Here is a 25,107-nt window from a genome sequence, read left to right on the forward strand (position 1 = left end):
TGCTGCCACGATGGCCTTTATCATGGCGACGGTGGCACGGCTACTCTCGTGCCGCCCGTTACTGTTACAGGAGCCCGCCGACCTTGCAAGTGCATTCAAGAGCCGTGACCAGCAATCAGCAGGGCCTGCACCCGCGGCTGGCGGAGATAGTACTGCGCCATCTGCAGCACCCTCACCGCAGTCCCACGGCATCACATAACACCGAGGCCTGGCACGCGCTGGCGCGGATTCTGGCCGCAGACCCCAGGCCGCTGGTGCTGGACTCCTTTTGCGGTACCGGAATGAGTACCGCCCTGCTGGCAGCCAGGCATCCCCGGCATCTGGTGGTCGGCATAGACCGTTCCGGCCATCGCCTGCACAAACACCAGAATCCGGATGGGACCGGTTATCTGTTGCTGCAGGCCGAGTGTGAGCCAATCTGGCGCCAGTTGCTCGCGGCGGGTGTGGAGGTTGATTACCACTACCTGCTGTACCCAAACCCCTGGCCCAAAGCACGGCACTTGCAGCGCAGGGTTCATGGTCACCCCGCGTTTCGGGAACTGGTGGCGCTGGGCGGCATCCTGGAACTGCGCTCCAACTGGCAACTGTATGTTGAAGAGTTTGGCGTCTCGCTACATTTGGCGGGGGTGCGGGGAATCGTCCGTGAATTACCCGTACAGCCGCCGTTGACCCTGTTTGAAAAAAAATACCACAGCAGTGGCCAGATTCTCTGGCAATACTGTTCCACCGGCCCCGGTGGCACTCGGGCGGAGCACCGGCTCCCGGTCTCTGACATTCCAGATTAGCCGGGAATACGCTACAGTAAGCGCTGTCAAAAGGAGCACCTATGCCATCCAGAAAAGTTGATCCCGTATGGGAGCGTATATTCAGGGAAACAGCGCAGCACGCGGCGGAGGAGCCGGTTCTGGCGAGTTTCCTGCATGCGACCATCCTCAACCACGACAACCTTGAGTGCGCGTTGAGCTTTCACCTGGCCAGCCAGCTGGACAGCCCCACTGCGTCGGCCCTGTTGCTGCGAGAGGTTATTCTGGAGGCCTTTGAAAGTGACAACTGCCTGCGCAAGACAATACGCGCAGACCTGCTGGCGGTTGAGGAGCGAGACTCAGCCTGCCACGAGCTGTACATCCCCTTCATGTACTTCAAGGGCTTCCACGCCCTGGAGACACACCGTGTTGCACACTGGTTGTGGAAGCAGGGCCGCCATTCCCTGGCCCTGTTCTTCCAGAACAGGGTCTCGGCGGAATTTGCGGTCGACATTCATCCCGCGGCCACCCTCGGTCACGGGATCATGCTGGATCATGCCACCGGCCTGGTCATTGGCGAAACGGCGGTAGTTGGCAACAATGTGTCAATCCTGCAGTCAGTAACGCTCGGTGGTACCGGCAAGATTGAAGGTGACCGCCATCCGAAGATCGGTAACGGGGTACTCATCAGCGCCGGCGCCAAGATCCTGGGTAATATCAGGGTAGGCCACGGCGCCAAGGTGGGCGCAGGCAGTGTGGTACTCGAGGATGTACCGCCGCACACCACCGTGGCGGGTGTGCCGGCTAAAATCGTCGGCCGGCCCTCCTCGCAGTCACCGGCGCTGGAGATGGATCACGATTTCTGCTGCGACGACGCCGAAGCGAGCCGCCAGAATCCCTGCTAGCTGGCGCTGTGGTACTGGGGCGAAAGCTCCAGAACCGCATCCACAAAGGCACTGACATGGTCCGGGTTTATTCCCGGAGTAATACCATGACCCAGGTTGAAAATGTGGCCCGGCCCATGCCCGTATCCCGCCAGGATAGTGGCCACCTCCTCGCGTATGCGCGCTGGAGACGCATATAGCATCGTGGGATCCATGTTGCCCTGCAGCGCCACCTGGCCACCCACCAGCCCTCGGGCAGTCGCGATGTCGGTTGTCCAGTCGATACCGACCGCCTGCGCGCCACAGTCGGCGATTGCCGGCAGCCACTGGCCCCCGCCCTTGGTAAAGACGATTACCGGCACCTTGCGACCATCGGCCTCTTTGGGCAGACGACTGATTATCCGCTGCATGTACTTGAGTGAAAACTCCTTGTAGCCGGCAGCGGTCAGAGCACCGCCCCAGGTATCAAATATCTGCAGCGCCTGGGCGCCGGCATGAACCTGTTCGGTCAGGTAATCGGCCACGGCATCCGCCAGCAGTGCCAGCAGCTGGTGCATGAGTTCCGGACGGTCATAGGCCATCCGCTTGACCTGGCTGAAATCCTTGGACGAGCCGCCTTCCACCATATAGGTCGCCAGCGTCCAGGGACTGCCGGAAAACCCGATCAGCGGCACCGAACCATTCAGCTCGCGCCGGATAGTGCGTACCGCGTTCATGACATAGGACAGATCATCCGCAGCCTTGAAGGTATTGAGACCCGCCAGATCCTCCTCGCTACGCACCGTTTTGCGAAACCGGGGGCCTTCGCCCTCCTCAAAATACAGGCCCAGGCCAAGGGCATCCGGCACCGTCAGGATATCGCTGAACAGGATGGCGGCATCCATCGGGTAGCGGCGCAACGGCTGCATGGTCACTTCGCAGGCAAGCTCGGCATTTTTGCACAGATCCAGGAATGAACCCGCCTGCTCCCGGGTAGCGCGGTACTCGGGCAGGTAGCGACCCGCCTGGCGCATCATCCAGATCGGGGTGCGATCAACACTCTGGCGCTGCAGGGCACGCAGGAGGCGGTCATTCTTCAGTTCAGTCACAATTACTCCAGTCTTGGTTTTGTGTCAGATATCCAGGTAGTCGAGAATACCTTCCGCGGCCTGGCGCCCTTCCCAGATCGCCGTTACCACCAGGTCGGAACCGCGCACCATATCACCGCCGGCAAACACCTTGGGATTACTGGTCTGGAATTTGTAAAGCTGCTCTTCCGGCGCAACAATGCCATTCCAATCGTTGGTGGCCACCTCGAGTGACTGCAGCCAGTCCGGGGGGCTGGGCTGAAACCCGAAGGCGACAATCACGGCATCCGCCTCCAGCACGCGCTCGCTGCCGGCGATGGGCTGCGGTTGGCGCCGGCCGGTGGCATCGGGGGCCGCCAGTTCGGTCTCGACCATTTTGACACCACAGGCGCGGCCAAAATACTCGACAATTTCAATGGGCTGGCGATTGAACAGGAATTCCACGCCCTCTTCCCGCGCGTTGGCGACTTCCTTGCGCGAACCCGGCATATTCTCTTCGTCGCGGCGATAGGCACAGATCACGTGCGCGGCCTGCTGGCGGACAGCCGTGCGAACACAGTCCATCGCGGTATCGCCACCGCCAAGTACCACTACACGCTTGCCCTTGAGATTAACGTAGGCCTTCGGGTCCTGCTCATAACCGAGGTTGTGATTCACATTGCTTACCAGGTAGGGCAACGCCGCATGCACACCCGGCAGGTCCTCGCCGCGGAAATTGCCGCGCATCGCCTTGTAGGTGCCCATACCGAGGAACAGTGCGTCATATTCCTCGTTCAGCTCCTCAATGGTTACATCCTTACCCACCTCGGTATTGAGGCGAAACTCAATGCCCATGCCCTCGAATATTTCCCGGCGCAGGACCATCACGCTTTTCTCGAGCTTGAACTCAGGGATGCCGAAGGTAAGCAGCCCACCGATTTCAGGGTAACGATCAAATACCACCGGCTTAACCCCGGCCCGCACCAGAATATCGGCACAACCCAGGCCTGCGGGGCCGGCACCGATGATCGCCACTTTCTTGCCAGTGGGGACCACTTTTGACATATCGGGCCGCCAACCCATAGCCAGCGCGGTGTCGGTGATATATTTCTCGGACGCGCCGATGGTGACCGCGCCAAAACCGTCGTTGAGGGTACAGGCGCCCTCGCACAGCCGGTCCTGCGGGCAAACCCGGCCACAGACTTCAGGCAGGGTATTGGTCTGGTGGCTCAACTCCGCCGCCTCGAACAGGTTGCCTTCGCTGACCAGTTTCAGCCAGTTGGGAATAAAGTTGTGAACCGGGCACTTCCATTCGCAATAGGGGTTACCGCATTCCAGGCACCGGTAGGACTGTTCCGCCGCTTCCTCCTGGGTGAACTGGTCGTAGATTTCCGTATATTCAGTTTTACGGGCCTGCAGGGGCTTCTTGTCGGGATCATTACGCCCGACATCAATAAACTGGAAATTGTTCGCCAATCGATTACTCATAAATGTCTCAGCCTCCGGGCAACTAGTCGGTATTGCGCAAGCGCGACAGCAATTGATCGAACTCTGCCGCCTTCGGTTTCACCAGCCAGAACTTCCCCAGGTAATCCTCAAAATTGTCCAGTAACTCTGCACCCCAGGCCGAACCTGTCTCTTTCGCAAACTCGCGAATCCGGGTGCGCAGTAAGTTGCGATAAGCTTCCATGTGCTCTGAGCTCAGCCGGTGTATCTCAACCAGTTCGCTGTTGTAGCGGTCGATAAATCGTCGATCCTGGTCGAGTACATAGGCAAAGCCGCCCGTCATACCCGCGCCGAAGTTCACCCCCGTGGGACCGAGGACAGTGACTGTCCCACCGGTCATATACTCACAGCAGTGATCACCGGCTCCTTCGACAACCGCATGGGCACCGCTGTTCCGCACCGCAAAACGCTCACCGGCGATGCCTGCGGCAAACAACTGGCCACCGGTGGCGCCGTAAAGGCAGGTGTTACCAATAATGACCGTATCCTGGGACTGGAATTCGGCGTCTTTGGAGGGATAAATCACCAGCTTGCCGCCGGCCATACCCTTGCCCACGTAATCGTTGGAATCGCCCTCAAGGTACATATGCAGGCCACCGGCATTCCAGACGCCGAAACTCTGCCCGGCGGTGCCGGTGAGACGCAGCACCACCGGATTGCCCTCGAGGCCGGCATTGCCATAGCGCCGGGCAATTTCCCCGGACAGGCGGGCACCGATGGAGCGGTCACAGTTGGTCACGTTAAAACTGAACTCGCCGCCACTCCGGGCCTCGATTGCGGGCAGGGCAGCCGCGACCAACTCCTCCGCTTTATCACCGCGGTCGTAGGGTGTATTCGCTGCGACCTGGCAGAATTCGGGCTGGCCGGCAGCATCCGGGTGCTTGTACAGAATCGGGCTGAGGTCCAGCCGCTGTTGCTTGGTGGTCTCGCCCGGCAGGCGCTCGAGCAGATCAGTACGCCCGATCAAGTCCCCCAGCGAGCGCACTCCAAGCAACGCCAGCCATTCGCGGGTTTCGGTGGCGATAAAGGTAAAAAAGTTTATTACCATCTCGATAGTGCCGTTGAAATGGTCTTCCCGCAGCTTCTGGTTCTGGGTCGCCACGCCAGTCGCGCAATTATTCAGGTGGCATATACGCAGGTACTTGCAACCCAGCGCAACCATGGGACCGGTGCCAAAGCCAAAGCTCTCGGCCCCCAGAATAGCGGCCTTGATCACGTCGAGACCGGTTTTCAGCCCGCCATCGGTTTGCAGGCGAATCATCCCGCGCAGGCCATTGCCGCGCAGCGTCTGCTGGACTTCCGCCAGCCCCAGCTCCCAGGGCGATCCGGCGTGACGAATCGAGGTCAGGGGGCTGGCCGCGGTACCACCGTCGTAACCACTGATGGTAATGAGATCGGCATAGGCTTTGGCAACACCCGCGGCGATGGTGCCGACCCCGGGTTCGGAAACCAGCTTCACCGATACCAGGGCCTGGGGATTGACCTGCTTGAGGTCAAAAATCAACTGCGCCAGATCTTCAATAGAGTAGATATCATGATGTGGCGGCGGCGAAATCAGCGTCACCCCCGGCACCGAGTAACGCAGACGGGCAATCAGTTCATTCACCTTACCGCCGGGTAGCTGGCCGCCCTCACCGGGTTTGGCACCCTGAGCGACCTTGATCTGCAATACCTCGGCATTCACCAGGTAGTGGGGCGTAACCCCAAAGCGACCGGACGCGATCTGTTTGATCTTGGAACTGCGTTCGGTGCCATAGCGGGCAGGATCCTCGCCACCCTCCCCGGAATTCGAGCGCGCGCCCATGCGATTCATCGCCGCAGCGAGGGCCTCGTGGGCCTCGGGGCTGAGGGCGCCCAGGGACATGCCCGCGGAATCAAATCGGGGCAGGATGCTGCCAATAGGCTCGACCTCATCCAGAGGCAGTGGCTGCGCCGCCGGCACCGGGCGCAACAGGTCGCGAATGGTAGCCACCGGTCGCTTGTTAACCAGGTCGGCATAGCGCTGGTAGGTGGCGTAATCACCACTGGCTACCGCCAGCTGCAAGGTGGTCACCACATCCGGGTTGAAGGCGTGATATTCCTGGCCGTGAACGTACTTGAGCAGACCACCCAGCTGCAGCGGCTTGCGCTGGCTCCAGGCATAGCGCGCCAACAGTTTCTGGTCATCTTCAAGTTCCGCGAAACCGGCCCCCTCGATACGCGAGGGAACCCCGCAAAAAGCGGCATCCACTACTTCCCGCGCCAGGCCCACGGCTTCGAACAACTGTGCACCACGATAGGAACTGACTGCTGAAATGCCCATCTTGGACATGATCTTGAGCAAGCCCTTGTTAATGCCCCTGCGATAGTTTTTGTAACTGGTACTGGGTTCACCCAGCAACTCGCCGTCGCGGATAAGATCCTCAAGCACACTGTAGGCAAGATAGGGATAAATCGCCGTGGCGCCGAAGCCGAGCAGACAGGCGATCTGGTGGGAATCACGGGCACTACCGGTCTCGACCACCAGGTTCGCATCGCAGCGCAGCCCCTGCTTGATCAGGTAGTGATGGATGGCACCGGTGGCCATCAGGCTGTGCACGGGCAACCGTCCGCGATCAATGGTGCGATCGGAGATTATCAGGATGGTGGCACCTTCGCGCACCGCCTGTGCCGCACTTTCCACAAGTGCGCTCAGTGCCTGCTGCAAATCGAGTTGGGCGGGGTCATAGGTACCGTCGAGGTCACACACCTCGAAGCCGGGCCGGTCCAGCGCCAGCAGGGTATTGAATTTACCCTGGGAGAGTACCGGTGAACTGAGAATGACGCGGTCGGCATGCTCCGGACCCTCGCGAAAGATATTCTTCTCAGCACCCAGGTCGGTCTCCAGGGACATGACGATGGTTTCCCGCAGGGGGTCGATGGCGGGGTTGGTCACCTGGGCGAATTTCTGCCGGAAATAATCGTACAGCGGGCGCACATGCCGCGACAGCACTGCCATCGGCGTATCATCGCCCATGGAGCCCACCGCCTCGTTGCTGGACTCCGCCAGTGGCCTCAGCACCTGGTCGCGCTCTTCAAAGGTGACCTGGAACATTTTCATGTAATTGTTGAGCAGATCCGGCTCAATACCCGGACCCTGCTCACCACCAAATGTACCCTCAATATGCCGGGAGTTTTCCTTCAACCAGCGCTTGTAGGGATGCCGCGCCTTGAGGCGGTTGTCAATGTCCTCGGTTTGCAGCATCTCGCCGGTCTGGGTATCAACCATCAGGATCTGGCCCGGCCCGACCCGGCCCTTGGCAACCACATCCTCGGTCCGGTAACCGTGGGTACCCACCTCTGAGGCCAGGGTGAGAAAGCCGTCCTTGGTTTTTACCCAACGCGCCGGGCGCAGGCCATTGCGATCCAGCAGGCACACCGCGTAGCGACCGTCAGTCAGTACCAGGCCCGCCGGGCCGTCCCAGGGCTCCATGTGCATTGAGCTGTATTCGTAAAAGGCCCGCAGGTCAGGGTCCATGGACTCCATGTTCTGCCAGGCCGGTGGAATCAGCATGCGCAGCGCGCGAGGCATATCAACGCCACCGGTGAGCAGCAGGTCAAGCATGTTGTCGAGGCTCGAGGAATCCGAGCCGGTGCGATTGACCAGCGGGGCAATAGCCTGGATGTCGGGAAGATTGTCTGTCTCGAACAGCGCCGTGCGAGCCTCGGCCCAATTGCGGTTGCCGTCGATGGTATTGATCTCGCCGTTGTGCGCCAGCAGGCGGAAGGGCTGCGCCAGCGGCCATTTTGGGAGCGTATTGGTGGAGAAACGCTGGTGGAACACACAGATCGCCGTTTCCAGGCGCTCGTCATCCAGATCCTGGTAAAAGCGCGGCAGGTCCACCGGCATTACCAGGCCCTTATAAGCGATAACGCGGCCGGACAGGCTGCAGATATAGAATTCGGGATCGGTCTCGCTGGCAATTTCGGCCTTGCGACGGGCAACAAACAGTCGCGTGGACATTTCGTCCTGGCTCAGGCCGTCACCGGAGACGAAAATCTGTTCGATCCGCGGCATCCCCGCCAGCGCAATACCGCCACAGACACTGCTGTCCGTAGGTACGACCCGCCAGCCGAGGACATCCAGGCCCTGGTCGGTGAGCGCCTGCTCCGTGGCGCTACGCGCAAGAGAAGCGCGCTCGGCATCGGGACTGAGGAAAATCTGGCCGACCGCAAACTGGCTGCCAAGCTCGGCCTGAAAACACTCCCGCGCCAGGGTGCGCATGAATTGCTCGGGCATTTGCATCAGCAAGCCACACCCGTCACCGGTCTTGCCATCTGCGGCGATGCCACCGCGGTGGGTCATACAGGTAAGGGACTCAATCGCGGTCTGCAACAGACGGTGGCTGGCCTCACCAGCGCACTGGACGATCAGGCCAAAGCCACAGTTGTCGCGAAATTCTTCAGGGCTATACAGGCCTGCACTCATACTCTGTCCAGAATAATTAACAAAAACAAAGGGATATACCGAATCACCCCGCGCCTCGGCAACGCATGGGCGAAAAGTGGGGGAAGACATTCTACACAGTTGGCCTGCGCGGAACAAATAGTGCTAGCAGGTGGTATCTGCGCGCCCGACAGCAGCCCGCAGCAATAACTCCAGCTCCCCGGTCGTCACATCATCCACCACACAGGCTTCACCGACGGCGCGCAACAGAACCAACCGCAGGCGCCCATCGAGCACCTTTTTGTCCCGGGCCATAAGATCGAGAAAGCTCGACGGCGGCATGTCGGGAGGGATATTTACCGGTAACCGGGCACTTTCCAGCAACTCCTCCAGGATCCCGACCGCGCCCGGCTCAACCCAGCCCCGCTGGGCGGACAGGCGCAGTGCCAGCACCATACCGACGGCCACGGCTTCGCCGTGCAACCAGTTACCGTAGCCCTGAGCGGTCTCGATCGCATGGCCGAAGGTATGGCCGAAATTGAGTATGGCCCTCACCCCACCCTCGCGCTCGTCGGCGGCAACAACATCGGCCTTGAGTGCGCAACTGCGCTCGATGGCCTCGGCCAGGGCCGCTTCCTCCCGGGCCAGCAATCGCGGCATTGCCCGCTGCAACCAGGCATAAAAGCCGGCGTCGCATATCAGGCCGTACTTCACCACTTCCGCAAGCCCCGCCGCGAACTCCCTGGGGGGCAGGGAATGCAGGGTATCAGTATCAATCAGCACTGCCGTGGGCTGGTGAAAGGCCCCGATCATATTCTTGCCGAGAGGGTGATTAACCGCCGTTTTACCGCCGACAGAGGAGTCCACCTGGGCGAGCAGGGTGGTGGGCACCTGCACAAAGTCGACGCCGCGCTGGTAACACGCGGCCGCGAAACCGGCCATATCCCCCACCACACCGCCGCCAACGGCCAGCACAGTGGTACTGCGGTTATGCTGGTCCCGCAGCAGACGATCGAGAATATGCTCGAAGGTGTGCAGGGTTTTGTACTGCTCCCCGTCCGGTAGCACAATCTCGGTGATCAGCTGCCGCTCGCCAAGGGCCTCGCGGACCCGTGGCACGTAGAGCGGCGCTATCGTTTCGTTACTGACGATAGCCACCTGGCCGCCACGGATATGCCGGCAAAGCAGCTCCGGATCACTGAACAGGTCGCGGCCGATATACACAGGGTAGCTGCGCGCACCAAGCTCGACATGAAGGGTATGCATTAAAACCGACACTGGGGTTTCCCGGCTGGAAAAACGGCTATTCTAGCGGTCCCTTCCGGTCCTGTCTTTAGTTCAGTGAACGCTTCAGGGGTTCAGGGCCAGCATCAGGCGCTGGGCGACGGTACGGGGGCTGCAGCCGTCGGTGTCGATAACATAGTCGGCGATCTCCCGATACCAGGGATCTCGAACAGCCATCAGGTCGCGTAATACGGTCTCGGGATCACCATTCTGCAGCAGGGGCCGCTTGCGATCCTTGCGGGTGCGTCGAACCTGCTCCTCGACGGTTGCATGAAGGTAAATGACAAAGCCCCTCGAGCCCAGCACCTGCCGGTTCTCCGGGCGAATGATCACGCCGCCGCCGGTGGCGAGCACGATATCATCCATGAGGGTCATTTCTTCAACGACCTGCTGTTCGCGATCCCGAAAACCCTCCTCACCCTCCACGTCGAAGATCCAGGGGATGTCGGCGCCAGTGCGAATCTCGATTTCCGTATCCGTGTCGGCAAAAGCAAGCCCCAGCTGCCGCGCCAGGTATTTGCCGATGGTGCTCTTGCCGGCCCCCATGGGGCCGACCAGAAAGACCCGGTGCAGATCAAGCATAAACGCCGCTGCAGCAGGGCTTAATCGAGAAGCCTGTCGGCCAGGATACGCGGGGTAATGAAGATCAGCGTCTCGGTCTTGGTCTTGGAGGTGGACTCATTGCGGAAAGCGCGACCGATATAGGGTATGTCGCCAAAGAAAGGCACCTTGGTAACGGTATCCAGGTCTTCGCTGCGAAACACGCCGCCCAGGACCACGGTTTCACCATTGCTCACCAGTACCTGGGTGACCAGTTCCGTGGTGTCAATGCTGGGGATAAAGCCACCCTGGCCACTGGGCACCAGGGCCCCGATAGAATCCTGGCTGACGGTCAAATCAAGCAGGATACGGTCGTCCGGCGTAATATTGGGGGTTACGTCCAGCTGCAGCACCGCCTCTTTGAACGAGGTGGTGTTCTGGCCGCTAAGAGACCCTTCCTGATAGGGGATTTCGGTACCCGATTTGATAGTGGCCCTTTGCTTGTCGCCGGTGATGACTTTGGGCTGCGACACCACTTCACCACGCCCCGCGGCTTCGAGGGCAGACAATTCCGCCGTCAGGAACAGGTCTTCGCTGGCGAAGCCCACCGCAAATTGCCCGGCACTGGAAGCAACACCCAAATCGACCAGGAGGGCACCAGGAAAATTAACCTCAGCCGTTTCCCCGGCCGTCAGGGCGCCGGCCACATTATCGGTATCGCCCGATACCACTACGGTATTACCGTTGAAATCAGTGTCCCTGAGTGCACCACCCCACTCGATACCCAGCTCCTTCTCCAGGTCCGATTGGGCAATCACGATCCGTGCCTCAATCATCACCTGGCGGATGGGAATGTCGACCACCTGGATTAGCTCACGAATTTCGACCAGCTTGGACGCGGTTTCCGTCACGATAAGGGAATTGGTGCGGGGCTCCACAATCACCGACCCGCGAGAGGAGATCAGGCTACCGCCTTCCTCCGAACCCGCACCGAACAGATTGACCAGGTTGGCCGCACTGGCGTAACGAACGCGGATGAACTCACTCTGCAAGGGCGCAAGCTCGGCCACCTGGCGGTTCGCTTCTATCTGCTGCCGCTCGCGCTCGGCAATCTCCGCCGCCGGGGCAACCATCAAAACGTTACCCACCTGGCGCTTGTCCAGGCCCTTGGTACGCAATACCAGCTCCAGTGCCTGGTCCCAGGGCACATTCTGCAGGCGCAGGGTGATGCGACCTGAAACGGTGTCACTGGCAACGAGGTTGAGCTCGGTGAAGTCAGCGATCAACTGCAGTACCGCGCGCACTTCAATATCCTGGAAATTAAGCGATATGCGCTCACCCACATAGCTGAATTCATCCCTGCGATCCTCCACTTCCTGGCGGGTGAGCGGCTTGACCTCAATCACGTATTCGTTGCCCGTCTGGTACGCGAGGTAATCGAATTCACCCGTGGTTTCCAGGGTAAGGATGGAACCACGCTCTGTGGAGCTGACATCGATATTGTTTACCGGGGTTGCAAAATCGGTGACGTCATAGCGTCGCATCAGGCGCTCGGGCACTGTGGTGTCAAGGAACTGGACCTTAACGTCGCCACCCTCACTGAACACGTTCACATCTACCTTCGGGTCCGCCAGGGTCAGGGTCAATCGTCCCTCGCCGGTACCCGTGCGCTGGAACTGCAGGTCTTCAATGCGCGACTCTTCGCGGAGTACCTTGTCCCCGGCGGAAGTCAAAGCGTGGGGATCACTGACCGGCTTGAGATAATCGCCGCTGTCGTCCTCTCCCACTACCAAAAAGAGGCTATTGCCCTCAACCCTGGTTTCGTAGGGCACCAGCTTGACCAGGTTCAATACCAGCCGGGTACGATCCCCGGACTCGAGCACCACAACCCCGGTGGCATTGCCATAGGGCAGGGAATAGCTCTTGCGATCCAGGGCACTGCTCGCGCCGAGAAAATCGATAGAGATCCGGGCCGGCTTTTCAATGGTATAGGCCTCCATCGCAGGCGGCGTTTCGTCAAAATCCAGCCGCACCTCGAACTTGCTGCCGGGCCGGGAGGCAAACTCGATATCGGTTACCGTCGGCGCCGCAAACACCACCTGAGACAGGAGACTGGAAACCAGTACGGCTGTCAGATGTTGCAGGCCAAACCCACGTCTGCAAGGTCCATCTCTCACGGCAAGCTTCCCCAAATTGGCTGTTATTGTAAACATGGCTGTCACCCAAGGCCCCCGAATCAGAGGCCGCTTAATTCGATTATTCTCGGGCGTTCCACCCACCCACCCTGGGTACCGTCAGTGACGATTTCCACTACTGCGACATAGGTACCGGTCATCTCTGTGACCTTGCCGTGGCTCCTCCCCAGGTAATCCCCCAGCTTCACACGATGCACTCCACCCTCGGGATCACGGATCAGCGTCCACTGCGTCCCGTCCCGCTCGAGAGTCCCGACCATTGCCAGGGAGTCAAAGGTGTACTGTTCAAGAAACTGTTTTGGCCTGGAAGGGTCCGGCTTGACTGCAGCAACTGCTTTGACACGGTCGCCACTACGCGATTCTATAGGACGGTCAAAGGGGCTGCGCTGGCCAGTGGCACTGTACGCAAAGGCCTCGTAGGTCTGGAAGGTCGGGATAGGCGCTATGATTCCGCCCGGACGCGCCCGCTTTTCCGCCATGAACTGATCCAGGTCAGCGAACTGGTCGCCACCGCAGCCGACGAGCAACACACTTGTCGCCAGGAGACTGAGAGTCAGGCGCATTATTCTGCTCATGCTAACCCTCCCCATCCTTGTAGCGGTAAGTCTTGGCGGTAATGCTCAGGCTGAGCGCATTACTGTCAGCCGACCGCGAGTTAATCGAAAAATCATGCAGGGTTACAATTCTCGGCAACCCCGCCATGCCGCTGATAAAGGCGCCGAGATCGTGATAGGAGCCGGTAGCCGTTATTGCAATCGGCAACTCCACGTAGAATTCCTTCGCCTGCTCTGGCTGAAGGTTGATACTGTTGATATCCAGTCCGTTCATCAGGCCCCTGTTGGTGATATCTTCCAGCAAGCCCGGCACTTCGGTGTCACTGGGAAGCTGGCTGATGAGGGCGCCAAAGGACTCCTCCATTTCAGCGAGCTGCTGCTTGTACGCCTCCAGATTGGCCGCCTCGAAGGCTTTTTTCTCGAAATCCTGCTTGAGCTTGCTCTCTTCCGCTTCTATACGCCCAAGCTGCAGCTGTAAATCCTCAATGTGGTAATAGTAACCACCGACTACGACCACCAGCAGCAATACAACACAGAGTGCCGCCTTGACGCCGCCGGGCCAGGAACCGATGTTATCGAAGTCGATATCATTGACATCGAATTCGCGAAGTGCCCGCAGGCTGTCTTCAAGTGCCACGCCTTATTCCCCCGCGCCTGTGTCCGAGTCAGGCAACTGCACCTTGACCTTGAGGTTGAATGTGGTGGCCTGATCGCCATATTGGGTGGCGGCCCGCACCGAGTCGAGATTCGGTTGCTGCAGCCAGTCCGAGGCATCGAGACGCCGCATCAGGCTGGAAACCCTGTTATTGGATTCCGCAATGCCGGCAATACTGATGTCGCCCGCCTTGCTTTGCAGGCTGTTATAAAATACGCCGTCCGGTACCGTACGCACCAGCTGGTCCAGCACCCGCACGATGATGGGTCGGTTACCCTGCAGTTCCTGGATCACCCGCATCCGGTCCAGCAACTGGTTGCGACGACGCTGGAGCTCCTTGATTTCCGCGACCTTTTGATCGAGCACCCTGATATTGTCAGTGAGGTACTGGTTGCGTGCCTTCTGGTTGTCAATCTGGCTGTTGACGTAGCGATCGCCGAGCAGCAGCAGGCCTATGCCCACCGCCACCACCATGCCAAGTACAAGCAGGAACTCCTTTTTACGCTCGGCACGCCGTTCCTCGCGCCAGGGGAGCAGGTTGATTTGCGCCATTAGTCAAAGCTCCGTAAGGCCAGCCCGCAGGCGATCATCATGGCAGGAGCGTCGCTACTGAGGGCAACCGCATTTACCCGGGATGAAATCGTCATGTCCGCGAAGGGATTGGCAACGGCGGCCGGGGTGCCCAGCTTATCCTGGACAAGCTCTGCGAGACCCTCCATGGAAGATACCCCGCCGGCGAGAATGATGTAGTCAACATCGTTGTACTGGCTGGATGAGAAGAAAAACTGCAGGGAGCGGGCAACCTGCTGCACCACCGCGTCCTTGAAGGGCTCAAGCACCTCGGGCTCGTAGTCATCGGGCAAGCCACCCTGTTTTTTTGCCAGACCGGCCTCCTCGAGAGGCAGGCCGTAACGGCGCATGATCTCATCGGTCAGTTGCTTGCCGCCAAACAGCTGTTCGCGGGTATACACCGTCTGGCCGTTATTGAGCACGCTAAGGGTGGTCATGGTGGCGCCAATGTCGACCACCGCCACCATACTCTCGGCCTCCAGGTCCAGCTGCCGGCGGATCAGGCCATAGGCCCGCTCCATCGCATACGCTTCCACATCCATGATGCGGGCAGTGAGGTCTGCGGCCTCGATAACGTCAACCCGGGAATCTATAGTCTCACGGCGGCAGGCGGCAAGCAGAACCTCCACCTGCCCGGGCTGATCCGCGACAGGGCCCTGAACCTCGAAATCGATTGCCACCTCATCGAGGGGGTAGGGAATATACTGGTCGGCTTCCAGGGTTAGCTGGGTTTCCAGGTCGTCATCGCTCAGGCCGGCGGGCATCTCAATGATTTTGGTAATCACTGATGAGCCGGCAACCGCTGCCGCCACCGTCTTCAGCTTGGTTCGGGATTGGGCCACCACGTTACGCACCGCATTGGCCACACCCTCGATGTCATTGACGTTTTTCTCAATGACCGCATCGACCGGTAGCGAGGCTACACAGTAGCTCTCTACCCGGTAGCGTCCCCCAGACTGACTAAGCTCAAGTAGCTTCACTGTGGTCGAACTGACGTCGAGCCCCAGAACCGGTACTGATCTTTTTTTCCCCAGAATTCCCAGCAATTCAATTTCCTATGAGTATCACTGACTTAGCCTACTTTTATACACTTATACATTAATTGTAGGTATATCAAAATGAAACATGCAATGAAAAGTTAAAATAACCTTATAATTACCAAACCAATATCGTATACCCTGCCTACAGTAATATACCGCTCTGCTTTGTAAAGGAATAAATGAGTTTCTTCCGCTTTTTACTACGTTGCTTCACACTTGGTACCCTGGGAACGGCCTGGCTTCTAGCCGGCGTCTATCTCTACCTGAACCCCGATTTGCCCGATGTAGAGACGCTGCGCGATGTTAAACTGCAAACGCCGATGCAGGTTTATACCCGGGATGGCGACCTGATTGGCCAGTTCGGGGAGCAAAAGCGAATCCCGCTCACTTTTGATGCGATACCCGAACAATTCACCCGGGCGTTGATGGCGGCAGAGGATGACGGTTTCTTCGAACATCGGGGCGTCGACCTTACAGGCCTCATGCGCGCCGTTTCAGAGCTGGTACTGACCGGCGAGAAGGGCTCCGGCGGAAGTACGCTGACCATGCAGGTTGCGCGCAATTATTTTCTCAGCCTCGAGCGCACTTTCCTGCGCAAGTTCAACGAGATACTGCTGGCGATCCAGATTGAACGGTCACTGACAAAAGAGGAAATCTTTGAACTGTATTTCAACCGGGTATTCCTCGGTCATCGATCCTACGGTTTTGAAGCGGCCGCCCAGACCTATTATGGCAAAAGCATCGACGAGCTATCCCTCGCGCAGCACGCGACGCTGGCGGGCATTCCCAAGGCGCCTTCACGCAATAACCCGATCAGTGGACCGGAAGGCACCATGGAGCGCCGCAACTGGATTCTGGGTCGCATGCTCAGCCTGGGCTACATAGATCGGCAGGCGTGGTCAGAGGCCGTTGCCCAGCCGAACAGCGCCGGCTTCCACGATAACCAGGTAAGCCTGGCCGCCCACTATGCCGCCGAAATGGCGCGGCAGGAGATGCTGGCCACTTACGGCATGGCTGCCTATACCGACGGCTACCATGTCTATACCACTATCAGTAGTGATCTACAGCAGCTTGCGCAGCAAACCGTGGTTGACGGTCTTTTCATGTATGACAGGCGACACGGCTATCGCGGCCCCGAACGGCAATTGCCGGTTCCGGGGGATGGCTCGCCGGAAGCCGCGCTTGAACTGTGGCGGGCGAGTCTGAACGATACGCCGATTATCGCCGGCCTGGATCCGGCGATTGTTACCGGCATTCAGGAGACGGGTGCCGAAATCCTGTTGCGCAGCGGCAATCCCGAGTTTTTGCTGTGGGATAATGGCCTGCGCCAGGCCAGCCCCTACCTGTCTGAAAACGCAATGGGGCGGGCACCGACGCAGGTCGGTGATGTTGTCGCTGTCGGCGACCTTATACGCGTACAGCAGAAAGCGGATGGCAGCTGGCACCTCGCCCAGGTTCCAGCGGCACAGGCAGCGCTGGTGTCGCTGAACCCGGATAATGGCGCCATTGTCAGCATTGTCGGCGGCCTGAGCTTTGAAAGCAGCAAATTCAATCGCGCCACCCAGGCCAGGCGCCAGCCCGGCTCCAGCTTCAAGCCTTTCGTTTACAGCGCCGCACTCGAGGCGGGCCTTACCGCCGCGACCATTATCAATGATGCTCCCGTGGTACTCGCAGATGCCGGTCTCGAGGACATCTGGCGGCCGGAAAATGACAGTGGTGAATTTCACGGCCCCACGCGCCTGCGCTGGGCGCTCACCAAATCCCGCAATCTCGTTTCCATACGGCTACTGCAGCAAATAGGTGTTCGCCCGTTTCTGCGTTACATCGACCGCCTGGGTTTCGACGCCAGTGAGTATCCACCGGACCTGTCCCTGGCTCTCGGGACCCATGTAATGACACCAATAGACGTAGCCGCCGCCTACGCAATACTCGCCAACGGGGGCTATGCAGTTACCCCCTGGCTCATTGAGCGGGTTGATACCGTTGCCGGAGAGACCCTGTACCAGGCATCCCCAGCCGCGGTCTGCCGGGAGTGTGATGGCCCGGCAGAGGTTTCAGGGGATGAGCGCGAATTGCGCATGGAGGAGATCCTCGCCCAGTCACAGACAGACACACAGCCACCCCGGGCCGAGCGTGTGATGGACGAACGGATCAATTTCATCATCAACAGCATGCTCCAGGACGTTATCAAGCGTGGCACCGGACGCCGCGCACTGACCCTTGGCCGCGATGACCTCGCGGGGAAAACCGGTACTACCAACGGCCCCATGGACGCCTGGTTTTCAGGCTATAACAGGGATGTGGTTACTACGGCCTGGGTTGGGTTTGATAACTACACGCCCCTGGGACGCAGGGAGTTCGGGGGCACGGCGGCGCTGCCGATCTGGATTAATTACATGCGGGGCGCCCTGCAGGGCAGCCCGGACCAGGCGCGACCCTTACCTCCCGGCATTGTCCATGTGCGCATAGACCCCGATACCGGGCTACTGGCGCGGCCCGGCCAGGAAAATGCCATTTTTGAATACTTCCGCGAGGAGAACGTACCGGGGCAGGGCAGCGACAGCGAGCAACCGGGAAGTGGCAGCGGCAACACCGACGAGCTGATCAAGGATATTTTCTAGCGGTTCCCAACCCGGGTTCACCATCAACTGCCCGCCGGGAGCGGGCACCGGGTCTCAGCTTTCCGAATAGGGGATGCGTGCGACACCGCTATCAACGGCAGCGCGCGCAACCGCGGGGGCAATCCACTCCAGCAGACGCGGGTCAATTGCCTTGGGCAGGATGTATTTCGGCCCGAACGTCAGTTCCGTTTCACCACAGGCCGCCAACACAGCTGCCGAGACAGGCTCGCGAGCCAGCGCACTGAGCGCCTTGACCGCCGCTATTTTCATTTCTTCATTGATCGTACTGGCACGCACGTCAAGCGCTCCGCGGAAAATGAACGGAAACCCCAGCACGTTGTTTACCTGGTTCGGGTAATCCGAACGACCGGTAGCCATGATGAGGTCAGAGCGCACACTGTGGGCAAGGTCGGGGCTGATTTCCGGATCCGGGTTGGAGCAGGCAAAGACCACGGGGCGGTCAGCCATCGACAGCAGCATATCCGCGCTCAATAAATCAGCCCCGGACAAACCCAAAAATACATCGGCACCGCTGACTGCATCCGTCAGGGTACGCTTGTCGGTGCGGTTGGCGAACTCCTGTTTGTAGGCGTTAACCCCCTCGCGACCCTCGTAGATAACACCACGGCGGTCAAGCATGTAGATATTTTCCCGGCGCGCGCCCATGCTCAGCAACAATCGCAGGCAGGCGATCGCCGCCGCACCGGCACCCAGACAGGTAATTACGGCGTCTTCAAGCCGTTTGCCCTGAATCTCCAGTGCATTGACCATGCCGGCGGCAGTAACAATAGCCGTGCCATGCTGGTCGTCGTGGAATATCGGGATCGAGCAGCGGCGCCCCAGCTCCGCCTCTATCTCGAAGCACTCGGGCGCCTTGATATCCTCAAGGTTTATACCGCCAAAGGTACCTGCAATATTGGCTACCGTATCGATAAAACTGGCGGCGTCCTCGGTATCCACTTCGATATCAATGGAATTGATGCCGGCAAAGCGCTTGAACAGGAGCGCCTTCCCTTCCATTACCGGCTTGCTTGCCAGGGCACCAAGATTACCCAGGCCGAGTACCGCGGTTCCGTTGCTGATCACGGCAACCAGATTGCCCTTGCCGGTGTAGCGATAGGCTTCGTCGGGGTTGAGGGCTATCTCCCGACACGGTTCCGCCACGCCGGGGCTGTAGGCGAGAGCGAGGTCGGCCTGGGTCTCGGCAGCCTTGGTCAGTTCCATACTGATTTTGCCAGGCACGGGATTGGCATGATAATCCAGTGCCGCTTGCTTGAAGTCCTTGCTCATAATTGTTATCGCGCTCTCGCCCCGGCAGCTGCATAAAAGTCGACAGAGAATATAGAAAAGCGGTTGCAGTAACAAGGGCGCAACCGGCTGGCACAGCGTTGTACCACGCCGGCAAAATGGCGAACAGGCCCGGCAGGCAGGCAAAAAAAAGCCGGGGCAGACTCTCTGCCCCGGCTTTTTAAAAGGAATGCGGCACGCCGCAACCGGATTCCGGCTAGCGCGAGGCGCCACGTGCGCCAAAGCGCTTCTTGAAGCGGTCAACCCGACCGCCGCTGTCGGCAACTTTTTGCTTGCCGGTGTAAAAGGGATGACACTCCGAACACACATCGATGTGCAGATCCTGGCACAGTGTCGAACCGGTTTCGAGTTTGTTGCCACAGCTACAGGTGACGGTAATCACCTCGTATTTTGGATGAATTTCTGCTTTCATGGTCTTGCTCCTGGTATGGGACGCCGCCACCCGATCCCGTCGGGCACCGCGCCTGACTTGTTGGCAATGGTGCAAAAAATAGGCGCGCATAGTACCAGACGTGGCGCTGGAAGCAAGCTTTAGCCGACATCTGTTATCATGCGCACCCGCAATCGCCCACTACGCCCACGAGAGGCGCAATGTCTGTACTCCGCCTGGCCATTCCTTCACCCCTGCGCTCCCTGTTTGACTACCTGCCGCCGGAACACCTGGCACAGGATCAACTGGGACAATTACAGCCGGGCTGCAGGGTACTCGTACCCTTCGGCCGCAGACAGGTGCAGGGCTACCTCATTGAAGTGGCGGCCGACTCGGAACTGCCGCGTGAGTCATTGCGCCGGGCCATTACCATACTCGACCACCAGGCGCTACCGGCGACAAGCCTGGTGCAATTGTGCCTGTGGGCAGTGGACTACTACCAGCACTCACCCGGCGAGGTGCTGTCGAATGCCTTCCCCCAGGGTTTGCGCGAAGGGCAGCCACACCAGCCTCCGGGCACCGCGGGCTGGGCGCTGAGCCAACGCGGCAAGGGGCTGCCGGAAGGTGCCCTGAAACGCTCACCGCGACAGGCACAGGCACTGGCGCTGCTGCAGACGTTTACCGCGTTACCGGCAAGTGAACTCAAGGCTCGGGGCCTGTCGCCTGGCATTCTGCGATCACTGGAAAATCGGGGCCTGGCGGAGCGCTGCGTACTGCAGCCTCCCCGAGAAACTCCCCTGTGCCAACCGGGACTAGCGCTGAACCCTGACCAGGCCGCCGCTTTTGCCGGCATAGCGGACAGTTTTGGCCGCTTCAGCTGCCACCTGCTCGAGGGGGTTACCGGTAGCGGCAAGACCGAAGTTTACCTGCAGTTGATCGCCCGCTGTCTCGAACGTGGCGATCAGGCGCTGGTGCTGATTCCCGAAATAGGCCTGACGCCCCAGACTCTGGCGCGCTTCCAGGCGCGATTCCAGGGCGGCATAGTGGTAATGCACTCCGGGCTCAGCGCCACGGAACGTTACCGCGCCTGGGAAGCGGCGCGCACCGGATCCGCGGCCATAGTCATCGGCACCCGTTCCGCCATTTTCAGCAGCCTGCAGCGACCGGGGCTGATTATCGTGGATGAAGAACACGATGCCTCGTTCAAGCAACAGGACGGCTTTCGATACTCTGCCAGGGATGTCGCGGTGAAGCGCGGCCAGCTGGAGAATTGCACGGTACTCCTGGGCAGCGCCACTCCCGCACTGGAAAGCCTGCATAATGCCCTGCAAGGCAAATACCGCCACCATCCGCTGCCTTTGCGCGCCGGTAGCAGCCGCCTGCCTGTCATCAGCGCCCTGGATGTTCGCAAACAGGCCCTGCAGGGGGGGCTGTCCGCGGCATTGCTTACCGCCATTGGCAACACTCTGGAGAATGGTCGACAGGTCCTGCTATTCCTCAATCGCCGCGGCTATGCGCCCACACTGCAATGTCATGACTGTGGGTGGATAGCCCAGTGTCGCGCCTGCGACGCACGGATGACCGTCCATCGCCGTTCGCGCCGGCTGCGCTGCCACCACTGTAGCGCAGGCGAGCGCCTGCCCCAGCGCTGCCAGAATTGCCATAGCGAGCGACTGCTCACTAACGGTCTCGGCACCGAACAGACTGAAGAGGTTCTGTGTCGCCAGTTCAATCGCTGGCCCGTGCACCGGGTCGACAGCGACTCAATGCAGAACCGCAGCGCCATGCAGGACCTGGTCAATGAGGTAAACGGCGGCGAGCCCTGTATTTTGCTGGGCACCCAGATGTTAACCAAGGGCCACCACTTTCCCGCAGTCAACCTGGTGGCGATCATCGACGCGGATGCCATGCTGTTCAGCGCTGACTTCCGGGGTGAAGAACGCATGGCGCAGCTACTGACCCAGGTCGCCGGCAGGGCAGGCCGCGGCGACGAAACCGGCACGGTGTTGCTGCAGACCCATTACCCCGACCATCCGATCGTACAGGCCATGCTGGCTGAAACCTACGCCGAACAGGCCCGTCGCATGCTGAGCGAGCGCCAGCAGACGGGACTACCGCCCTGGGGCAGATTGCTGCTGTTGCGCAGCGATTGTGCCGATGCCGCCGCCGGGGAATCTTTTCTCAGCCAACTGCGGCGCCAGGCGCAAGCGACACTACCGGCGGGCTGCCGGATGATTGGGCCACTACCGTCGCCGCTACAGCGCCGGGCAGGGAAGTTTCGCAGCCAGTTGTTGGTAACGGCCGCGGATTCACGCAGCGCCCAAACGGCGGCGCGGATGCTGGTAGCGGTGGCGGTGCAACTGCCGGTTCGCGGCGGCGTTAACTGGTCGATTGACGTCGACCCGCTGGACCTGGGCTGAGCCGACGCACTGGCCAACGGTGGCCATTTGCGGCCATAATATGCAACCGTCGGGCTGCGCTTTTCAGTCCCTGACTCCCAATCAAGCAGGTACCCCCACTTACCATGAAGGAAGAACTCTCACAGCTGATCCAGCAGGCACTGGATACGCTCGTAGCCGAGGGCCAGCTGCCCGCCGCTACACGGCCCGGCATTACCATTGATCGCACCCGGGATCCCAGCCACGGAGATCTTGCCAGCAATGTTGCCCTGACCCTGGCCAAAACCGCGGGCAAAAACCCGCGCGAACTTGCCGGCCTGATCTGTGCCGCGCTGCCCAGCGCCGGCTTTGTCAGTAAAACCGAGATAGCGGGACCCGGTTTCATCAATTTCTTCCTGACCAGCGACAGCAGCCAGGCAGTAATAGGCCGGGTGCTGGCCGAAGGCGCACGCTACGGCTGTTCAAATACCGGTGGGGGCCGCAAGGTCCAGGTCGAATTTGTCTCCGCCAATCCCACCGGGCCACTGCATGTGGGCCACGGCCGGGGTGCTGCCGTGGGCGACAGCCTGTGCCGATTGCTGACCGCTACTGGCTGGGACGTCAGCAGCGAATTCTACTACAACGATGCCGGCGCCCAGATCGACAATCTCGCGCTGTCCGTGCAGGCAAGAGCCCGCGGCTTCACACCGGATGACCCCGAGTGGCCCGACGATGGTTATCGGGGAAACTATATCAGCGACGTTGCCGGGGCCTATCTGGCGGGTGAGCAGATCGACGCCAAAGACCGCCATGTTGCCGGGGCCGGTGATGCCGATAACCTGCAGGCCATACGCGAGCTTGCCGTGGCTTACCTGCGCCGCGAACAGGATCTGGACCTGAAAGCGTTTGCCGTTCACTTTGATCACTACTTTCTGGAGTCATCGCTCTATGACTCCGGTGCGGTGGAAAAGGCGGTTGCGCAACTGATTGCCAGGGGACACACCTACGAACACGATGGCGCCCTCTGGCTGCGCACCACCGACTTCGGTGATGACAAGGATAGAGTGATGCGCAAGCGCGAGGGCGGCTACACCTACTTTGTGCCCGATATCGCCTACCACCTGAACAAGTGGCAACGGGGTTTCGAGCGGGTAATCAATGAGCAGGGTGCGGATCATCACAGTACCATCACCCGGGTTCGTGCCGGCCTGCAGGCACTGGAGATCGGCATTCCCGAAGGTTGGCCGGATTACGTACTGCACCAGATGGTGACGGTGATTCGCGAGGGCAAGGAGGTCAAGCTATCCAAGCGCGCCGGCAGTTACCTCACCCTGCGCGACCTGATTGAAGAGGTCGGTTGCGACGCAACCCGCTACTTCCTGGTGGCGCGGGCCCCCAGCTCCCAGCTGACTTTTGACATCGACCTGGCCCTGTCACAGAGTAATGACAACCCGGTGTATTACATCCAGTATGCTCATGCCCGGGTTTGCTCGGTGCTGCGAAAACTCGCCGAACACGGCTGGGACTGGCAGCAGGAGCGCGGCCTTGCAGCACTCGACCAGTTGCAGGAGGAGCACGAAAAGGCGTTACTCAGGCGTCTCGACCAGTACCCTGAGGTCGTCGCCAACGCCGCTGCCGCGAGCGAGCCACACCGCGTTGCCAATTACCTGCGTGAGCTCGCGGGGGAGTTTCACACCTGCTACAACGCCCATAAGGTCCTCACCGAGGACCAGGCTCTGCGGGATGCGAGGCTTGCATTGTGTGCGGCTGTGCGCCAGGTGATCGCGAATGGCCTGGACCTGCTGGGCGTATCCGCCCCGGAAGCGATGTAACGTGGCCAGGGATTACGTCCGCGATCAAAGCCGCACCCGCAAGCGGCAACCGGCAGCCAGCAGGCGGCAGCCGGCGCCACCGCGAACCAACCCCTGGCGCTGGTATGGCGCGGGCGTTGCCACCGGTGTCTTCCTGAGCCTGCTACTGTATCTGGGAACCCTGCCTCCGGCCGGTGAAGCGGGCCCCGCAGCCGATGGCACAGGCACAGCCAGTGAAATGACTGCCCCGAAACCCCGCTTTGACTTCTATACTCTACTGCCGGAACAGACCCTGGCGGTCGAGGTGGAACCCGCCGAGGTAGCCAGGCCCCGCAGCACCACAACCGGAAGCGAGACCTACCTGTTGCAGGCCGGCTCCTTCCGCCAGCGTGAAGACGCAGACCGACGCCGGGCCGAACTACTATTGCTGGGCCTGGAGCCCAGGGTGGAAGCAAGTGCTACCGAAAACGGGCGCTGGTTCCGGGTTTATCTGGGCCCTTTCCAGAGTCATGCCGGAATGAGCAAAGCGAGGGGGCTAACCACCGCACAGGATATTGAAACGCTGCTGCTCAAACGAGACAGTCCCTGAGCCACCCTCCGGGCGCTTGAATTCCCATCCCCGGCGCCCCATATCGACTACAAACAGGAGACTTATAGTGGAACAGTACAGGGGCACGACCATTCTTTCGGTGCGCCGCGGCAATAGCGTGGTGATCGGTGGCGACGGCCAGGTATCCATGGGTAATACCGTGATGAAAGGCAACGCCCGCAAGGTACGCAGACTTCACAACGACCAGGTTATCGCCGGGTTTGCCGGTGGCACTGCCGACGCATTCACCCTGTTCGAGCTGTTTGAGGGTAAACTGGACAAGTACCAGGGCAACCTGGTCAGGGCCGCGGTAGAACTGGCCAAAGCCTGGCGCACCGAGCGCTCCCTGCGCCAGCTGGAGGCCCTGCTGGCAGTGGCGGACAAGAATACCTCACTGGTCATTACCGGCAACGGTGATGTCATCGAGCCGGAGGACAACATGATCGCAATCGGCTCCGGTGGTCCCTATGCCCAGTCCGCAGCCCGCGCCCTGCTCGACAATACCGATCTCGACGCCCGCAGCATTGTTGAGAAAGGCCTGTCGATAGCGGGTGACATCTGCATCTACACCAACCACAACCACACCATTGAGCAACTCGACTTTTAGG

At 60.1% G+C, this 25,107-nt stretch carries 19 protein-coding genes; 7 read left to right on the plus strand and 12 right to left on the minus strand.

Going from position 1 to position 25,107, the window contains the following annotated elements; translation table 11 throughout:
* The first annotated feature begins 104 nt into the window (after nucleotides 1-104).
* Nucleotides 105-785, plus strand: coding sequence for a tRNA (guanine(46)-N(7))-methyltransferase TrmB (trmB, locus tag CWI75_RS02470; protein ID WP_241521043.1), 681 nt, complete (start codon nucleotides 105-107; stop codon nucleotides 783-785).
* A 41-nt stretch (nucleotides 786-826) separates the two neighbouring features.
* Nucleotides 827-1,648 (plus strand): serine O-acetyltransferase, encoded by an 822-nt coding sequence (gene cysE, locus CWI75_RS02475; protein WP_101519863.1) that lies wholly within the window; start codon nucleotides 827-829, stop codon nucleotides 1,646-1,648.
* Here cysE and hemE read toward each other — a convergent pair.
* From hemE to CWI75_RS02525, 10 genes are all read right to left on the minus strand, one after another.
* On the minus strand, nucleotides 1,645-2,715 hold the full coding sequence (gene hemE / locus CWI75_RS02480) for a uroporphyrinogen decarboxylase (protein WP_101519864.1): 1,071 nt from the start codon (nucleotides 2,713-2,715) through the stop codon (nucleotides 1,645-1,647). The genes cysE and hemE overlap by 4 nt on opposite strands.
* Before the next feature lie 24 nt (nucleotides 2,716-2,739).
* Nucleotides 2,740-4,161, minus strand: a complete 1,422-nt coding sequence (locus CWI75_RS02485) for an FAD-dependent oxidoreductase (protein WP_101519865.1) — start codon at nucleotides 4,159-4,161, stop codon at nucleotides 2,740-2,742.
* A gap of 22 nt (nucleotides 4,162-4,183) precedes the next feature.
* Nucleotides 4,184-8,626, minus strand: coding sequence for a glutamate synthase large subunit (gltB, locus tag CWI75_RS02490; RefSeq protein ID WP_101519866.1), 4,443 nt, complete (start codon nucleotides 8,624-8,626; stop codon nucleotides 4,184-4,186).
* Between the two features lie 123 nt (nucleotides 8,627-8,749).
* Nucleotides 8,750-9,850 carry a 3-dehydroquinate synthase gene (gene aroB, locus CWI75_RS02495; RefSeq protein WP_101519867.1) on the minus strand — a complete coding sequence of 367 codons (1,101 nt, stop codon included), beginning with the start codon at nucleotides 9,848-9,850 and terminating at the stop codon, nucleotides 8,750-8,752.
* Between the two features lie 84 nt (nucleotides 9,851-9,934).
* On the minus strand, nucleotides 9,935-10,450 hold the full coding sequence (gene aroK, locus CWI75_RS02500) for a shikimate kinase AroK (protein WP_146003531.1): 516 nt from the start codon (nucleotides 10,448-10,450) through the stop codon (nucleotides 9,935-9,937).
* A 20-nt stretch (nucleotides 10,451-10,470) separates the two neighbouring features.
* Entirely contained in the window at nucleotides 10,471-12,621 is a 2,151-nt protein-coding gene (locus CWI75_RS02505) for a type IV pilus secretin PilQ (protein ID WP_101519868.1), read from the minus strand.
* Nucleotides 12,622-12,644: 23 nt separating this feature from the next.
* Nucleotides 12,645-13,178: a pilus assembly protein PilP gene (locus CWI75_RS02510; protein WP_241521044.1), complete on the minus strand. Its 534-nt coding sequence runs from the start codon at nucleotides 13,176-13,178 to the stop codon at nucleotides 12,645-12,647.
* A gap of 1 nt (nucleotide 13,179) precedes the next feature.
* The gene (locus CWI75_RS02515; RefSeq protein ID WP_101519869.1) at nucleotides 13,180-13,794 is read right to left on the minus strand and encodes a type IV pilus inner membrane component PilO; all 615 of its coding nucleotides are present in this window, start codon (nucleotides 13,792-13,794) and stop codon (nucleotides 13,180-13,182) included.
* Between the two features lie 3 nt (nucleotides 13,795-13,797).
* Nucleotides 13,798-14,364 (minus strand): PilN domain-containing protein, encoded by a 567-nt coding sequence (locus CWI75_RS02520; RefSeq protein ID WP_101519870.1) that lies wholly within the window; start codon nucleotides 14,362-14,364, stop codon nucleotides 13,798-13,800.
* A complete protein-coding gene (locus CWI75_RS02525) occupies nucleotides 14,364-15,425 on the minus strand; it encodes a pilus assembly protein PilM (RefSeq protein WP_420913247.1) in 1,062 nt (353 codons plus the stop codon). Before CWI75_RS02525 ends, CWI75_RS02520 begins: the two co-directional genes overlap by 1 nt.
* A 176-nt stretch (nucleotides 15,426-15,601) precedes the next feature.
* Here CWI75_RS02525 and CWI75_RS02530 point away from each other — a divergent pair, with 176 nt between their 5' ends.
* Nucleotides 15,602-18,043: a penicillin-binding protein 1A gene (locus tag CWI75_RS02530; RefSeq protein WP_101519872.1), complete on the plus strand. Its 2,442-nt coding sequence runs from the start codon at nucleotides 15,602-15,604 to the stop codon at nucleotides 18,041-18,043.
* A 54-nt stretch (nucleotides 18,044-18,097) separates the two neighbouring features.
* Here CWI75_RS02530 and CWI75_RS02535 read toward each other — a convergent pair whose 3' ends face one another.
* Nucleotides 18,098-19,333 (minus strand): malic enzyme-like NAD(P)-binding protein, encoded by a 1,236-nt coding sequence (locus tag CWI75_RS02535; RefSeq protein WP_101519873.1) that lies wholly within the window; start codon nucleotides 19,331-19,333, stop codon nucleotides 18,098-18,100.
* A 214-nt stretch (nucleotides 19,334-19,547) separates the two neighbouring features.
* Nucleotides 19,548-19,763 (minus strand): 50S ribosomal protein L31, encoded by a 216-nt coding sequence (gene rpmE, locus CWI75_RS02540; protein ID WP_101519874.1) that lies wholly within the window; start codon nucleotides 19,761-19,763, stop codon nucleotides 19,548-19,550.
* 179 nt (nucleotides 19,764-19,942) lie between these two features.
* Here rpmE and CWI75_RS02545 point away from each other — a divergent pair, with 179 nt between their 5' ends.
* The 4 genes from CWI75_RS02545 (at nucleotide 19,943) to hslV (ending at nucleotide 25,106) form a co-directional block, all read left to right on the plus strand.
* Nucleotides 19,943-22,141 (plus strand): primosomal protein N', encoded by a 2,199-nt coding sequence (locus CWI75_RS02545; protein ID WP_101519875.1) that lies wholly within the window; start codon nucleotides 19,943-19,945, stop codon nucleotides 22,139-22,141.
* Between the two features lie 104 nt (nucleotides 22,142-22,245).
* Nucleotides 22,246-23,931 (plus strand): arginine--tRNA ligase, encoded by a 1,686-nt coding sequence (gene argS / locus CWI75_RS02550; RefSeq protein WP_101519876.1) that lies wholly within the window; start codon nucleotides 22,246-22,248, stop codon nucleotides 23,929-23,931.
* Nucleotide 23,932: 1 nt separating this feature from the next.
* Complete coding sequence (locus CWI75_RS02555; RefSeq protein WP_241521045.1) at nucleotides 23,933-24,499, plus strand: SPOR domain-containing protein; 567 nt, start codon at nucleotides 23,933-23,935, stop codon at nucleotides 24,497-24,499.
* 67 nt (nucleotides 24,500-24,566) lie between these two features.
* A complete protein-coding gene (hslV, locus tag CWI75_RS02560; protein ID WP_101519878.1) occupies nucleotides 24,567-25,106 on the plus strand; it encodes an ATP-dependent protease subunit HslV in 540 nt (179 codons plus the stop codon).
* Nucleotide 25,107: the final 1 nt, after the last annotated feature.

Origin of the sequence: Kineobactrum sediminis (assembly GCF_002868715.1) — a bacterium.
Lineage (GTDB): Bacteria > Pseudomonadota > Gammaproteobacteria > Pseudomonadales > Halieaceae > Kineobactrum > Kineobactrum sediminis.